The 13,870-nt window shown below is 63.0% G+C and carries 16 protein-coding genes; 1 reads left to right on the top strand and 15 read right to left on the bottom strand.

The window, feature by feature from the left end; all coding sequences use genetic code 11:
* Positions 1–315: 315 nt before the first annotated feature.
* From AC2CQI_RS12280 to AC2CQI_RS12335, 12 genes are all read right to left on the bottom strand, one after another.
* Positions 316–1,104: a TatD family hydrolase gene (locus AC2CQI_RS12280; RefSeq protein ID WP_484580309.1), complete on the bottom strand. Its 789-nt coding sequence runs from the start codon at positions 1,102–1,104 to the stop codon at positions 316–318.
* Between the two features lie 36 nt (positions 1,105–1,140).
* Positions 1,141–2,127 carry a DNA polymerase III subunit delta' gene (locus AC2CQI_RS12285; RefSeq protein ID WP_484580310.1) on the bottom strand — a complete coding sequence of 329 codons (987 nt, stop codon included), beginning with the start codon at positions 2,125–2,127 and terminating at the stop codon, positions 1,141–1,143.
* The gene (tmk, locus tag AC2CQI_RS12290) at positions 2,120–2,752 is read right to left on the bottom strand and encodes a dTMP kinase (RefSeq protein WP_484580311.1); all 633 of its coding nucleotides are present in this window, start codon (positions 2,750–2,752) and stop codon (positions 2,120–2,122) included. The genes AC2CQI_RS12285 and tmk overlap by 8 nt, the downstream gene beginning before the upstream one ends.
* A gap of 19 nt (positions 2,753–2,771) precedes the next feature.
* A complete protein-coding gene (gene mltG, locus AC2CQI_RS12295) occupies positions 2,772–3,938 on the bottom strand; it encodes an endolytic transglycosylase MltG (RefSeq protein WP_484580312.1) in 1,167 nt (388 codons plus the stop codon).
* Positions 3,939–3,940: 2 nt separating this feature from the next.
* Positions 3,941–4,756, bottom strand: a complete 816-nt coding sequence (gene pabC / locus AC2CQI_RS12300; RefSeq protein ID WP_075803893.1) for an aminodeoxychorismate lyase — start codon at positions 4,754–4,756, stop codon at positions 3,941–3,943.
* Positions 4,756–6,000, bottom strand: a complete 1,245-nt coding sequence (gene fabF, locus AC2CQI_RS12305; protein ID WP_484580313.1) for a beta-ketoacyl-ACP synthase II — start codon at positions 5,998–6,000, stop codon at positions 4,756–4,758. The genes pabC and fabF overlap by 1 nt, the downstream gene beginning before the upstream one ends.
* Before the next feature lie 106 nt (positions 6,001–6,106).
* The gene (acpP, locus tag AC2CQI_RS12310) at positions 6,107–6,343 is read right to left on the bottom strand and encodes an acyl carrier protein (RefSeq protein ID WP_075803891.1); all 237 of its coding nucleotides are present in this window, start codon (positions 6,341–6,343) and stop codon (positions 6,107–6,109) included.
* Positions 6,344–6,539: 196 nt separating this feature from the next.
* Positions 6,540–7,280, bottom strand: coding sequence for a 3-oxoacyl-ACP reductase FabG (gene fabG / locus AC2CQI_RS12315; protein WP_075803890.1), 741 nt, complete (start codon positions 7,278–7,280; stop codon positions 6,540–6,542).
* Between the two features lie 14 nt (positions 7,281–7,294).
* The gene (gene fabD / locus AC2CQI_RS12320; protein WP_484580314.1) at positions 7,295–8,233 is read right to left on the bottom strand and encodes an ACP S-malonyltransferase; all 939 of its coding nucleotides are present in this window, start codon (positions 8,231–8,233) and stop codon (positions 7,295–7,297) included.
* Positions 8,234–8,360: 127 nt separating this feature from the next.
* Positions 8,361–9,371 carry a phosphate acyltransferase PlsX gene (gene plsX / locus AC2CQI_RS12325; protein WP_484580315.1) on the bottom strand — a complete coding sequence of 337 codons (1,011 nt, stop codon included), beginning with the start codon at positions 9,369–9,371 and terminating at the stop codon, positions 8,361–8,363.
* A gap of 3 nt (positions 9,372–9,374) precedes the next feature.
* Positions 9,375–9,557: a 50S ribosomal protein L32 gene (gene rpmF, locus AC2CQI_RS12330; protein WP_009406838.1), complete on the bottom strand. Its 183-nt coding sequence runs from the start codon at positions 9,555–9,557 to the stop codon at positions 9,375–9,377.
* Between the two features lie 13 nt (positions 9,558–9,570).
* Positions 9,571–10,098, bottom strand: coding sequence for a YceD family protein (locus AC2CQI_RS12335; protein WP_075803887.1), 528 nt, complete (start codon positions 10,096–10,098; stop codon positions 9,571–9,573).
* A 96-nt stretch (positions 10,099–10,194) separates the two neighbouring features.
* On the opposite strand from AC2CQI_RS12335, the gene AC2CQI_RS12340 reads away from it, so the two are divergent.
* Positions 10,195–10,773 (top strand): Maf family protein, encoded by a 579-nt coding sequence (locus AC2CQI_RS12340; protein WP_484580316.1) that lies wholly within the window; start codon positions 10,195–10,197, stop codon positions 10,771–10,773.
* Between the two features lie 181 nt (positions 10,774–10,954).
* Here AC2CQI_RS12340 and AC2CQI_RS12345 read toward each other — a convergent pair whose 3' ends face one another.
* The 3 genes from AC2CQI_RS12345 to rluC are packed head-to-tail and all read right to left on the bottom strand — an operon-like array spanning position 10,955 to position 13,569.
* The gene (locus AC2CQI_RS12345; RefSeq protein ID WP_484580317.1) at positions 10,955–11,938 is read right to left on the bottom strand and encodes a S49 family peptidase; all 984 of its coding nucleotides are present in this window, start codon (positions 11,936–11,938) and stop codon (positions 10,955–10,957) included.
* Positions 11,939–11,945: 7 nt separating this feature from the next.
* Positions 11,946–12,623, bottom strand: coding sequence for an HAD family hydrolase (locus tag AC2CQI_RS12350; protein WP_484580318.1), 678 nt, complete (start codon positions 12,621–12,623; stop codon positions 11,946–11,948).
* A complete protein-coding gene (rluC, locus tag AC2CQI_RS12355) occupies positions 12,613–13,569 on the bottom strand; it encodes a 23S rRNA pseudouridine(955/2504/2580) synthase RluC (protein WP_075803993.1) in 957 nt (318 codons plus the stop codon). The genes AC2CQI_RS12350 and rluC overlap by 11 nt, the downstream gene beginning before the upstream one ends.
* Between the last annotated feature and the right edge of the window lie 301 nt (positions 13,570–13,870).

Genomic DNA, 13,870 nt, shown 5'->3' on the forward strand with positions numbered 1-13,870 from the left:
TCGAAGCCAGGTATTATGCCTAACTTGCGGGAAAATGCACGGATCATCCAAGCATGTCCCCGCGTTCGAGAACCTTTGCCAGGAGCGATGCGCTCTCAGCAGCGCCGGGCGTATTCCAAATCTGTTTAAAAAACGAGCAATGTTCGCTGGAAGCCCATCAATCCTGATTAATACTTGAATTGTTGGCGGGGCATATCCCCCCAAGTGTCCTGCCGATAAAGGTGAACAAGGAGCGCTCGCCTTTGTTTTACTCCTAATGGTCTTAACCCGGATTCCTCCCCCAGAACCCGGGTTTTTTTTGCCCGTTCGCCGGCCTCAGGCCTGCCGCACTCGCGCCAGCGGGAACAACCGGCGGAAATTCTCGGTGGTCTGCTCGGCCAGTTGCTCGTAGCGCTCACCGCGTACCAGGGCGATGAACTCGGCGACATCACGCACGTATTCCGGCAGGTTCGGCTTGCCGCGATGGGGAATCGGCGCCAGATAAGGGGAATCGGTCTCCACCAGCAGGCGATCGGCCGGCACCTGGCGGGCCACGTCGCGCAGGGCGTCAGCATTGCGGAAGGTGACGATGCCGGACAGGGAGATGTAGTAGCCGAGGTCCAGGGCGGCCTTGGCCATGTCCCAGTCCTCGGTGAAGCAGTGCAGCACGCCGGCCTGGGGCAAGGCGGCCTCGCGCAGCAGGGTCAGGGTGTCGGCCCGGGCGGCGCGGGTGTGGATAACCACCGGTTTGCCGGTGATCCGTGCGGCCTCCAGGTGCAGGCGGAACGAGGCCTGCTGCAGCTCGGCCGCTTCCGGCTCGTAGTGATAGTCCAGGCCGGTCTCGCCGATCGCCACCACGTTCGGATGGTTCAGCTCCTGCAGCAGCCAGTCCAGCGCCGGCGCTTCGCCGGGCGCCAGGTCCAGCGGATGGATGCCCACCGAGCAATCGACATCGGCGTACTGCTCGGCCAGGGCCTTGACCTGGGCGGCGTTGTCGGCGCTGACCCCGATGCACAGGAAATGCCCGACGCCACGCGCCCGCGCTGCCGCAAGCGCGGCATCCAGGGAGCCATCATGGGCAGCGAGATCAAGACGGTCGAGGTGGCAATGGGAATCTACGAGCATGGCGAAATCACGGTCTGAAAAGGGAAATTGAAGAACTCAGCGCTGGCCCGGCAACATCGCCCAGGAAGCCAGCAAGGCTTCGAGCAGCAGCACGCGGTTGAGGTTGGCCTTGCCGAGGACCTTCTGGCGCTGCTCGAGAATCCAGTCCTGGATCTCCAGCACCCTGCCCTGCGGGCTTTTCTGCGCGAGGTATTGCACCACCTTGCGCATATCGGGCAGGCCCAGGCCTTCCTCGTCCTGGGTCAACTGGTAGCGCAGGACCAGGTTCGACCAGTCGCAGAACCAGTCGAACAGGTGCAGCAATGACACATCCTTCCAGGCTTCAGCGAGTTGGGTCGGCGATTGCTGCTGCTTGAGCAGTTTCTTTACCCCATCGACCACCTGGGCACGGTGCTCGCGCACGCCCTGGGCCTGCAGGTTGACCGCCATCAGCGGCGAACCGGCGGCCAGGCTCAGCAGCTCGACACGCTCCTGCTCCTCGCACTCCGGCAGCGCTGCGGCCAGCCAGGCGAGGCTCTCGGCCTCCTTCGGCTGCGGACAGGCAATTTGCTGGCAACGGCTCTTGATGGTCGGCAGCAGGCGGCTCGGCTGGTGACTGACCAGCAGCAGCACGGTGTCGCCGGAAGGCTCTTCGAGGCTCTTGAGCAAGGCGTTGGCGGCATTGACGTTCATCGCCTCGACGGGCTCGATCAACACCACCTTGCGTCCGCCAAGCTGGGCGGTCTGGGTGACGAAGCCGACCAGGTCACGGACCTGGTCGACCTTGATCGGCTTGTCCGCTTCTTCCGGCTCCAGCATGTAGTTGTCCGGGTGACTGCCGGCCGCCAGGAGCATGCACGATTTGCACTGGCCACAGGCCTTGAGCTCCGCGGGGCGCTGGCACAGCAGCAGCGCCATCAGGTTCTCGGCCATGGCCCGCTTGCCGATGCCCTGCGGGCCGTGCAGCAGGTAGGCGTGGGCATGCCGGGCGCGCCCGGCCAGTTGCTGCCAGAGCGCCGCCTGCCACGGGTAGGCCTCAGCCACGGCAGCGCTCCACGATCTGCCCGACCAGGCCATCCAGCGATTGCTGCACGGCGGCCAGCGGCTGGGCCGCGTCGATCAAGCGATAGCGTTGCGGATCGGCCTTGGCGCGCTCCAGATAGGCCTGGCGCACGGCTTCGAAGAAGGCCTGGCCTTCCTGTTCGAAGCGGTCCAGGCGACCACGGGCGGCGGCGCGGGACAGGCCGACTTCCACCGGCAGATCGAACAGCAGGGTCAGGTCGGGTTGCAGCCCGCCCTGGACGAATTGCTCCAGGGTGGCGATGCGTTCGACGCTCAGGCCACGACCACCGCCCTGATAGGCGTAGGTGGCATCGGTGAAGCGATCGCAGAGGACAACCGCGCCACGGACCAGGGCCGGACGAATAACCTCGGCCAGGTGCTGGGCGCGGGCGGCGAAGACCAGCAGCAGCTCGGTGTCGGCATCCATCTTTTCATCGCTGGGTGCCAGCAGCAGCTCGCGGATCCGCTCGGCCAGCAGCGTGCCGCCCGGCTCGCGGGTCAGCAGCACGTCCAGGCCCTGGTCGCGCAGATGCCCGGCCAGGTAGTCGCGGTTGGTGCTTTTGCCGGCGCCTTCCGGGCCTTCCAGGGTAATAAACAAACCGCTCACTCAGCGTCCTCGAAAATGGTCATTGCTTGGGGGCATCGCCGCTGTCCGGCGCTTCGGCAGGTGCTTCGGCCGGGCCGATGGCCGGCGGCACGGCAGGCGCTTCCTGCTGCACGGGGACGTCCGGCAGGCTCTTGCCATTGCCGTTGCCGTTCTGCGGGGCCGGGCTGGAACGATAGTCGGCGCGGCGCTTCAACTGGTACTCGCGGACCGCCGAGTTGTGCGCGTCGAGATCGTCGGAGAAGACATGGCTGCCATCGCCACGGGCGACGAAGTACAGGCTGCTGCCGGGCACGGGGTTGAGCGCGGCATGGATCGCCTCACGACCGACCATGGCGATCGGCGTCGGCGGCAGGCCGCTGATCACATAGGTGTTGTAGGGCGTCGGCTCGCGCAGGTCGGCACGGGTGATCTTGCCGTTGTAGCGTTCGCCCATGCCGTAGATGACGGTGGGATCGGTCTGCAGTTGCATACCGATCTGCATGCGCCGCACGAAGACCCCGGCGATCTGCCCACGCTCCTGGGGTACGCCGGTTTCCTTCTCTACCAGCGAAGCCATGATCAGCGCCTGGTAAGGGTCACGATACGGCAGCTCGGCGGGGCGATCGGCCCACTCCTTCGCCAGCACCTCTTCAAGGCGCGCATAGGCTTGCTGCAACAGCTCGACGTCGCTCATGCCACGCACGAACTTGTAGGTATCGGGGAAGAAGCGACCTTCAGGGAAGACGGTAGGGTGACCGAGCTCGTCCATCACCTCGGCATCGCTCATGCCGTCGAGGGTGTGCTTGATCTTTTCATGCTTGGCCAGCGCCGCGCGGACCTGACGGAAATTCCAGCCCTCGACCAGGGTCAGGTTGTACTGGACCACGTCGCCACGTCGCCAGGCGTCGAACAGGTCGCGCACGGTCATGCCGGGGGTCATGCGGTATTCGCCGGTATGCAGGGCGGTGCCAGCCATGTTGAAGCGCCAGTAAAGGCGCAGCCAGAAGGCGTCCTTGATCAGACCCTGACCTTCCATGCGATAGAACATGCGGTTGGGATTGGTGCCGGTGGGGACATCCAGCAGTTCCACGCCACCCAGATGCAGCGACTGGTCAACCGAGGCACTGACTTTCCAGGCGGAATACCCAAGCACCAGGCCACCGAGGATCAGCACGACCTCCAGCAGCAGCAACAATTTACGTCTCAAAATCAGGCATCCAGTAGCGTACGGGCAATGGCCTGCAGTTTACGGGTGAGAGGCCCCGGCGACCAGTTCAGCGACGCAAATGAACGCACCGGCCAGACACCGTAGACACTGTTGCAGAGAAACAATTCATCAGCCTGCTCCAGGTCGTCGAGGCTCAGGTCGCGGACCTCGGCGACGATGCCTTCGCGGGCCGCAGCGTCCAGCAGCGCGGCACGCATGACGCCAGCCACGCCGCAGCGACTCAGGTCGGCAGTGAGCAGGCGCCCGCCACGCACCAGGAACAGGTTGCTGTAGACCCCTTCGATGACCCGGCCGGACATATCCAGCATCAATCCTTCAGCGTATTCAGTGCCCTGCCACTCGGCACGGGCCAGTACCTGCTCCAGGCGATTGAGGTGCTTGAGGCCGGCCAGGAGTGGCTGTTCGGCCAGGCGGGTACGGCAGGGGAAAAGGCTGACGCCCTGCTCGGCATTTTCAGCGGGATACACAGGTGCCGGATTACCTTGGAGGATTCGCCGCGGCATGGCGTCGGCGGCGGCGGCGTAGCCACGCTGGCTGTCGCCACGGGTCAGGATCAGCTTGAGCACGCCGTCGCCGAGCAAGGCGGCGTACCGACAGGACTCGTCGCGGATCAGCTGGAAATCGGCCTCGATGGCCAGGCGCCGGCAACCGGACGCCAGGCGATCGAGGTGGTAGTCAAGCAGCGAGGGCTTCCCCGCCTTGACGGCGATGGTCTCGAACAGACCATCGCCATAGGCCAGGCCGCGGCTTTGCAGCGCCAGGGTATCGGCGCTCTGCCCATCGACCCAGGCCTGCATCAGCCGGCGAACCGACGGAACACCAGCGAACCGTTGGTACCGCCAAAACCGAACGAGTTGGACAGCACCACGTCGATCGGCATGTTGCGCGCTTCGTGCGGTACGAAGTTGAGGTCGCAACCGACATCCGGCTCGTCTAGGTTGATAGTCGGCGGCGCTACCTGGCTGTTGATCGCCAGAACGCTGAAGATCGCCTCTACCGCGCCCGCCGCACCCAGCAGGTGACCGGTCATGGACTTGGTGGAACTGACCGCCAGGTTGTAGGCGTGCTCGCCGAACACCGACTTGATCGCTGCCACTTCGGCCAGGTCGCCCGCAGGGGTCGAGGTGCCGTGGGCGTTGATGTAGTTGACCTGGCCCGGATCGATCTGCGCATCACGCAGGGCGTTGGCCATGCAGCGTGCAGCGCCGGCGCCATCTTCCGGTGGCGAGGTCATGTGGTAGGCGTCACCGCTCATGCCAAAGCCGACCAGCTCGGCGTGAATGGTCGCACCACGGGCCTTGGCGTGCTCCAGCTCTTCCAGGACCAGGGCACCGGAACCGTCGGACAGGACGAAACCGTCACGGCCCTTGTCCCACGGACGGCTGGCACGGGTCGGGTCGTCGTTGCGGGTCGAAAGCGCCCGCGAGGCACCGAAGCCGCCCATGCCCAGTCCGCAGGCGGCCATTTCGGCACCGCCGGCAATCATCACGTCGGCTTCGCCGAAGGCGATGTTGCGTGCCGCCATGCCGATACAGTGGGTACCGGTGGTGCAGGCCGTGGCGATGGCATAGTTAGGCCCCTGTACACCCAGGTGAATGGACAGGAAGCCGGAAATCATGTTGATGATCGAACCCGGCACGAAGAACGGCGAAATGCGCCGCGGGCCTTGATCATGCAGGGTACGGCTGGTTTCTTCGATATTGGTCAGGCCGCCGATACCCGAGCCCATGGCCACGCCAATGCGCTCACGGTTGGCATCGGTGACTTCCAGGCCGGCATTGCGCACTGCCTGGAAACCGGCCGCCAGGCCGTACTGGATGAACAGGTCGAGTTTGCGAGCTTCCTTGAGCGACAGGTACTGCTCGACATCGAAGCCCTTCACCGAACCACCGAAGCGGGTGGAATAGGCTGAAAGGTCAGTATGCTCGATCAGACCGATGCCACTGCGGCCAGCCAGAATGCCCTGCCAGGTGCTCGGTACATCGGTACCCAGTGGCGACAGCATGCCCATACCGGTGACCACGACGCGTCTACGCGACACAGCGCTCTCCTTTTTCTATATGTCTACATCTCTTGCAAAGAAAAAACCGCACGCCGGCAAAGGCAGTGCGGTTTTTCCCTGACAAGAAGCGACGACTACAAAAGTCTTAAGCCTGGTGGCTGTTGACGTAGTCGATAGCAGCTTGAACAGTAGTGATCTTCTCGGCTTCTTCGTCAGGAATCTCGGTTTCGAATTCCTCTTCCAGAGCCATCACCAGCTCAACGGTATCAAGGGAATCGGCACCCAGATCGTCAACGAAGGAAGACTCTGGCTTCACTTCTTCTTCCTTGACGCCCAGTTGCTCGGCAACGATTTTCTTGACGCGTTCTTCGATGGTGCTCATACCTTGTTTTCACTCCTAATGGACATATGTCAGGCAGCTGGCCGGTGTGTAAGTTTATAGAAAGGCGCCTGCTTTTCAAGCTCAACGCGCCCCTCCCCCATCACACCCACCGACTCCCCTGGAATTTGGTTGCAGCTTTATAACGGATTTTAGTCAGCTCGTATGACATTTTTTTAAAACAATCCGTCACATTTAACTACATGTACATCCCGCCGTTGACCGGAATGGTGGCGCCGGTCACGTAAGCCGCACCGTCGGAAGCCAGGAATGCGACCACCTTGGCGATCTCATCGGCCTGGCCCAGACGACCCAGCGGAATTTGCGTCTGCAGCGCTTCGCGCTGTGCTTCAGGCAGCTCGCGGGTCATATCGGTGTCGATAAAGCCCGGAGTGACCGAGTTCACGGTAATGGAGCGGGAACCGACTTCACGCGCCAGCGCACGGCTGAAGCCTTCCAGGCCAGCCTTGGCAGCAGCGTAGTTGGCCTGGCCGGCGTTGCCCATGGCACCCACCACCGAACCGATGCTGATGATACGACCCCAGCGAGCCTTGGTCATGCCGCGCAGGACGCCCTTGGACAGACGGTAGAGGCTGTTCAGGTTGGTGTCGATGACGTCGAACCACTCGTCGTCTTTCATGCGCATCATCAGGTTGTCACGGGTGATGCCGGCGTTGTTGACCAGGATCGCCGGCGCGCCGAACTGCTCCTGGATCGTCGCCAGGACAGCCGCCACGGACTCTTCGCTGGTAACGTTGAGTTCCAGGCCGGTGCCGGTGATACCGTGTTCCTTGAGGGTCTCGGCGATACGCTCGGCGCCGGACGCGGAGGTAGCGGTACCGATCACGGTAGCGCCCAGACGACCCAGCTCCAGGGCGATGGCCTGGCCGATGCCACGGCTTGCGCCAGTGACCAGTGCAACTTTACCTTGCAGACTCATGCAAGCTCTCCTAATCAGGCCAGCGCCGCACGGGCGGCGGCGAAGGCATCCGGGGTATTGAGGTTGTAGGTGGTCACGCCGTCGGCGCAACGCTTGTTGAGGCCGGCCAGCACTTTACCAGGACCGCACTCGACCAGTTGCACCGCACCCTGGGCAGCCAGGGTCTGCACGCACTCGACCCAGCGGACCGGCTTGTACAACTGCTCCAGCAGGTCGCGCTTGAGGACTTCCAGATCAGCCGGCACGGCCGCGCTGACGTTCTGCACCACGGGAATGGCCGGGGCCTTCCACTCGATGGCGTTGACCGACTCGGCAAAGCGCTCGGCCGCCGGACGCATCAGCTCGCAGTGCGACGGCACGCTGACCGGCAGCGGCAGGGCGCGCTTGGCGCCGCGGGCCTTGCAGCCTTCCATCGCACGCTCGACCGCCGCCTTGGCACCGGCGATGACCACCTGGCCTGGCGAGTTGAAGTTGACCGCGCTGACCACTTCGCCCTGGGCCGCTTCGGCACAGATGACCACGACATCGGCGTCGTCCAGGCCGAGGATCGCCGCCATGGCGCCCTGCCCGGCCGGCACGGCTTCCTGCATCAGCTGGCCACGGCGCTCGACCAGCTTGACTGCATCGGCCAGGGTCAGGCTGCCAGCGGCGACCAATGCACTGTATTCACCCAGGCTGTGACCGGAGACATACGCCGGACGCGCGCCGCCTTCGGCCTCCCACACACGCCACAGGGCGATCGATGCGGTCAGGATGGCCGGCTGGGTTTTGTCGGTTTGATTGAGTTGCTCTTCCGGGCCGTCCTGGATCAGCGCCCAGAGATCGTAGCCCAGTGCCTCGGAGGCCTCACGGAAGGTATCGATGACCAGCGGATACTGGGCACCCAGCTCGGCGAGCATGCCGAGGGACTGCGAACCTTGACCGGGAAAGACGAATGCGAGGGATGCAGACATTGAACAAGCCCCTAGTGATCTTGTCGTCGAAAATGAGTGTCCAGCCGAAGCTGGACACAAGAAAACCGAAAGTTGGATGGTAACGAGAACCAAGCGGTCACATTTAACCACTTCCTGGCGATTATGCCTAAAGCAACAGATCCTCGAGGCGGCCGTGCAGGCGTTCGGGCAGGTTTTCCTGGATTTCGATCAGGGCCCGCTGGATCGCGCTCTGGAAGCCCTGCACACCGGCGGAGCCATGGCTTTTGATGACGATGCCCTGCAGGCCGAGGAAACTTGCGCCATTATGTCGCGCCGGCGCCAGGTCGGCCTTGAGGCGCTTGAGCAGCGGCATGGCCATCGCTCCGACCAGGCGCGAGGCCACGCCACTGCGGAACAGCGCCTCGATGCGCGCACCGATCATGGTCGCCAGGCCTTCGCTGGACTTGAGCAGGATATTGCCGACGAAACCGTCGCACACCACCACATCCGCCTCGCCGCGATACAGGCCGTCACCTTCGATGAAACCGATGTAGTTCAGGCCACGGGCCTGCTGCAGGAGGCTGGCCGCCAGCTTGACCTGCTGGTTGCCCTTGATGTCCTCGGTGCCGACATTCAGCAGCGCCACCCGCGGCCGGGAAACCCCCAGGGCCTGGGCCGCCACCGAGCCCATCACGGCGAACTGGTACAGGTGCTCGGCGCTGCAATCGACATTGGCGCCAAGGTCGAGCAACTGGCAGTAGCCGGTCTGGGTCGGGATTGCCGCCACCATCGCCGGGCGATCGATGCCGGGCAGGGTTTTCAGCACATAGCGTGACAACGCCATCAAGGCACCGGTATTGCCGGCGCTGACGCAGGCCTGGACCTTGCCATCACGCAATAATTCGAGGGCGACGCGCATCGACGAATCGGGTTTGCCACGCAACGCCTGGGAAGGCCGCTCGTCCATGCCGATCACCTCGCTCGCCCCGACGATTTGCAGGCGCGCGCGATCCACAGCCGACTGGCCAGCGATCAGATCTTCAAGGAGGGAGGGTTGACCGACGAGGGTCAGGTGCAGCGAGGGAGTAGCCGAGAGACAAGCAAGGCTTGCCTGGACAATGCTGCGGGGACCGAAGTCCCCGCCCATTGCGTCGATCGCAATGATCTGAGCGGACAAGGATTACTCGTCAGCGCCCTTGTCGATCACTTTACGGCCACGGTATACGCCTTCTGGCGAAACGTGGTGACGCAGGTGAACTTCACCGGTGGTTTTCTCTACGGACAGGGCGTTGGCTTCGAGGGCATCGTGCGAACGGCGCATGTCACGGGCAGAGCGGGATTTTTTGTTCTGCTGAACAGCCATAATTGATTAACTCCTAAACGTTTGGGTCACGCTTTAACTGCGCCAATACACTGAACGGGTTGGACCGCTTTACCTCGTCCTCGCTCGGTTCGGGCTCATCGGCGCCCGCCGGCTGCTGGCATTCTTCCGGATGATGAGCAGGCACGATGGGCAAGGCGAGCAACAGCTCTTCCTCGACCAGCGCCCGCAGATCCAAAGGATCCTCGCCCAGTTCCAGCACGTCATAACCTTTCGGCAACGACTGGGTATTCGCACCCTCCTTCACCACGGCGTAAGTACATTCGCTGTGGATCGGCAGGGTGACCAGCTCAAGACAACGCTGGCAAACCATCTTGACCGAAACATTCAGGTCGGTGTGGAAAACCACCGAGCCTTGCTCGTCTCGCTCAAAATCGAATTTGGCCTGCACCGTACCGACAGTGTCGGAAAGCGGGTCGCAGAGTCTCTCCAAATCGGCGAGCGGTACGCTTCCTTCGATGGAAACGCCACGATCGGCCAATTTGCGCGGGTCAACGTGAGGTGGAATCGGGTCATTCAACATAGGCGCAGCATTCTAGGGATGCCCCCTGCCTCTGTCAAAGGAAATTCCGTCCCGGCCCAACATGTTAGAATCGGCGAACCTGCACTGGAGTACTTCATGCTACCGCTGATACTGGCTTCCAGCTCACCTTACCGGCGCGAATTGCTGGCGCGCCTGCACCTGCCCTTCGATTGCGCCTCGCCGGATATCGACGAACGGCGCCTCGAAGACGAACCCGCCGTCGACCTGGTGAAGCGCCTGGCCCGGGAAAAAGCCCTCGCCCTCGCCGACCGCCACCCTGCCCACCTGATCATCGGCTCCGACCAGGTGGCAGTGCTCGGTGAACAGATTCTCGGCAAACCGCACACCTTCGACAAGGCCTGCGAGCAGTTGCTGGCGGCGAGCGGCAATCATGTCACCTTCCTCACCGGCATCGCCCTGCTCAACAGCGCAACCGGTGAATGCCAGGTGGATTGCGTGCCGTTCAGCGTGCATATGCGCGAACTGGACCTGGCGCGTATCGAGCGTTATCTGCGGATCGAGCAACCCTATGACTGTGCCGGCAGCTTCAAGTGCGAAGGGCTGGGTGTCAGCCTGTTCCAGGGCACTCATGGCTGCGATGCGACCAGCCTGATCGGGCTGCCGCTGATTCGCCTGGTGGACATGCTTATAAAGGAAGGCGTGAGCGTGCCCTGAACCTCGACCACACCTCACCCCCTGTGGGAGCTGGCTTGCCAGCGATAGGGCCAGACCTGACAGCATCATTGCTCAAGCCGGCCTCATCGCTGGCAAGCCAGCTCCCACAGGGGTTTGTGCCTGGCCGGACGCCCAGTAAAAAGCCGACCCTTGAGGTCGGCTTTTTACTAGCAGCGCAGCATCAGCGCAGACTCGGCCCCTGGAAGCCCATCCACATCGCCAGGTGCTCGGCAACGCTCGCCCCCAGACGCTTGGAGAAGCGATCGAACGGCGACTCCTCGATGGTGAAGTCCACCAGGTCCTTTTCCCCGACTACTTCACGCGCCACATAGCCGGCACTGCCCAGGGCATCCACCAGGCCCAGGTCCACGGCCTGCTCGCCAGACCAGATCAACCCGCTGAACAGCTCGGGATGCTCCTTGTCCTTCAGGCGTTCGCCACGCCCTTGCTTGACGCTGGCGATGAACTGCTTGTGGGTCGTATCCAGCACGCTCTGCCAGAATGCGGTTTCCTCCGGCTTCTGCGGCTGGAACGGATCGAGGAAGGCTTTGTGCTCGCCGGAGGTGTAGGTGCGACGCTCGACACCGAGCTTTTCCATGGCCCCGACGAAGCCATAGCCGGCCGCAGTCACCCCGATGGAGCCGACCAGACTGGCCTTGTCGGCGTAGATCTGGTCCGCCGCACTGGCGATGTAGTACGCGCCGGAAGCACCGAGATCGGTGATCACCGCATACAGCTTGATATCCGGATATTCGCCACGCAGGCGACGGATCTCGTCATACACGTAGCCGGCCTGCACCGGGCTGCCGCCCGGACTATTGATGCGCAGCACCACGGCCCTGGTCTTCGGATCCTTGAACGCCGCACGCAGGCTGCCGATGATGTTGTCGGCGCTGGCCTCTTCCTTGTCGGCGATCACCCCGCGCACCTCGATCAGCGCAGTGTGCCCGTTGCCGCCGACAGCGTTCTTTTCCATCTTCGCCAACGGCGAGAACAGGAACAGCAGACCGAACAGATAGCAGAAGGTCAGCAGCTTGAAAAAGATCCCCCAGCGCCGCGCCCGACGCTGCTCCTGGACACTGGCCAGCAGGGTCTTTTCCAGCAATTTCCAGCTTTTCTGCTCTTCGCCGTCCTCGTCACGAGGCGCTTTCCACTCGTCAGCCATGCTTTACCTACCCTGGAAATACTGGTGCTGCCGCCCGGGCGAGCCAGGCCGGCAACTGTGAGAAGTGTTCGATAGACAACTGCGGCTGGTGAACGCTCAACGTCTCCAGCGACATCGCACCATAACCCACCGCTACCGAGTGCATGCCGGCGTTCTGCGCCATCAGCAGGTCGAACGACGAGTCGCCAACCATCAACGCCCGCGAGGCCGGCACCTGGCAGTGCGCGAGAATTTCCTCGAGCATCAGCGGGTGCGGCTTGCCGCGGGTTTCGTCGGCGGCGCGGGTGATATCGAAGAAGTTTTCCCAGCCATTGGCCTTGAGCACACGATCCAGCCCGCGCCGGGCCTTGCCGGTGGCCACCGCCAGGCGGTAGCCCTCGGCGCGGAAGCCATCCAGCGCCTCGACCACGCCAGGGAACAGCGGCGAAGGACGATCGTCCAGGGCCATGTAGATATCGGCGTAGTGCTGACGGAAAGCCATGACCTCAGCTTCGACCAGGTGCGGATACAAGGTGCTGATCGCCTCGGGCAGGGCCAGGCCGATGATGCCCTTGACCGCCTCGTCGCTGCACAGCGCATAGCCGGCACGCTCGGACGAGGCATGCATCGCCTCGACGATGCGGCCAATGGAATCGGCGAGGGTGCCGTCCCAGTCGAAGATCAGCAGGTCGTAATCACGTTGCACTCAGGCGCTCCACGGTCTGGGCCCACATTTCGTCCACCGGGGCCTCGAGTTTCAGCTCGCCGCCATCCGGCAGCGGCACGGTCAGGGCATAGGCATGCAGGAACAGGCGCTTGCCGCCCAGGTCACGGATCTCGCGAGTGAAGTCTTCATCGCCGTACTTGCTGTCGCCGGCAATGCAATGGCCGGCATGCAGGGCGTGAACACGAATCTGGTGGGTACGACCAGTGATCGGGCGGGCCTCGACCATGGTGGCGAAATCGCCGAAGCGGCGCAGCACGCGGAAGACGGTCAACGCCTCCTTGCCTTCGTCATTGACCTCGACCATGCGCTCGCCGGAACGCAGGTTGCTCTTGAGCAACGGTGCATTGACCTGCTTCTTGCTGGTCGCCCAATGGCCACGGACCAGCGCCATGTAGCGCTTGTCCACGCCATCACCGCGCAGCATGGTGTGCAGGTGGCGCAGCATGCTGCGCTTCTTGGCGATCATCAGCAGGCCGGAGGTGTCGCGGTCGAGGCGATGCACCAGTTCCAGTTCCTTGGCATCCGGACGCAACTGGCGAAACGCCTCGATCACGCCGAAGCTCAGGCCGCTGCCGCCATGCACGGCGATGCCGGCCGGCTTGTTGAGCACGATCAGCGCCTTGTCTTCGTAGACGATGGCCGCCTCCAGGCGCTGCAACAGGCCCTGGGCCACCGGCACCGGCTCGTCGCGCTCGGGCAGACGAACGGGCGGGACCCGCACGATGTCACCGGCCTGGATCTTGTATTCGGGCTTGATGCGGCCTTTGTTCACCCGCACCTCGCCTTTACGCAAGATGCGGTAAATCAAGGTCTTGGGAACGCCCTTGAGGACATTGACAAGGAAGTTGTCGATACGCTGGCCGGCAAGTTCCGGCGGGACTTCGATCAGCTGGACGCTGGAAGCCGGGGGGGTAGAGGTCGTCATTTGGCGGATCATAACAATTTTTTATGGAATTGAAGCACTTAATCATTGCTGCTATAGTCGCGAACGCCGCCAAAAGCGGCTGGCCAGCGGACCAATGGCTTCAAGCCGGCCCTGACCTACGCAATTCTCGAGGACGCGAGGCCGTCCGACGGGGCTTTCGCCAGTTTACAGAAATGCCTGGAATCGCCACCAGCGCCGATGAGAGAAGACCGATAAAAAACAACAAGAGCGGCTTTTTGACCCTCCCTTCCCGTTTTTTTTCGATGCCACTCTTCTCAGTGCCAACGCTTTCACGCAGTCA

Source organism: Pseudomonas sp. P2S-1 (assembly GCF_057197725.1).

Excerpts from the sequence above, each read along its gene's own strand:
- AC2CQI_RS12280 (WP_484580309.1), bottom strand. The coding sequence starts at position 1,104 with ATGCTCGTAGATTCCCATTGCCACCTCGACCGTCTTGATCTCGCTGCC.
- pabC (WP_075803893.1), bottom strand. The coding sequence starts at position 4,756 with ATGCAGGCCTGGGTCGATGGGCAGAGCGCCGATACCCTGGCGCTGCAA.
- acpP (WP_075803891.1), bottom strand. The coding sequence starts at position 6,343 with ATGAGCACCATCGAAGAACGCGTCAAGAAAATCGTTGCCGAGCAACTG.
- fabG (WP_075803890.1), bottom strand. The coding sequence starts at position 7,280 with ATGAGTCTGCAAGGTAAAGTTGCACTGGTCACTGGCGCAAGCCGTGGC.
- fabD (WP_484580314.1), bottom strand. The coding sequence starts at position 8,233 with ATGTCTGCATCCCTCGCATTCGTCTTTCCCGGTCAAGGTTCGCAGTCC.
- rpmF (WP_009406838.1), bottom strand. The coding sequence starts at position 9,557 with ATGGCTGTTCAGCAGAACAAAAAATCCCGCTCTGCCCGTGACATGCGC.
- AC2CQI_RS12335 (WP_075803887.1), bottom strand. The coding sequence starts at position 10,098 with ATGTTGAATGACCCGATTCCACCTCACGTTGACCCGCGCAAATTGGCC.
- AC2CQI_RS12340 (WP_484580316.1), top strand. The coding sequence starts at position 10,195 with ATGCTACCGCTGATACTGGCTTCCAGCTCACCTTACCGGCGCGAATTG.
- AC2CQI_RS12345 (WP_484580317.1), bottom strand. The coding sequence starts at position 11,938 with ATGGCTGACGAGTGGAAAGCGCCTCGTGACGAGGACGGCGAAGAGCAG.
- rluC (WP_075803993.1), bottom strand. The coding sequence starts at position 13,569 with ATGACGACCTCTACCCCCCCGGCTTCCAGCGTCCAGCTGATCGAAGTC.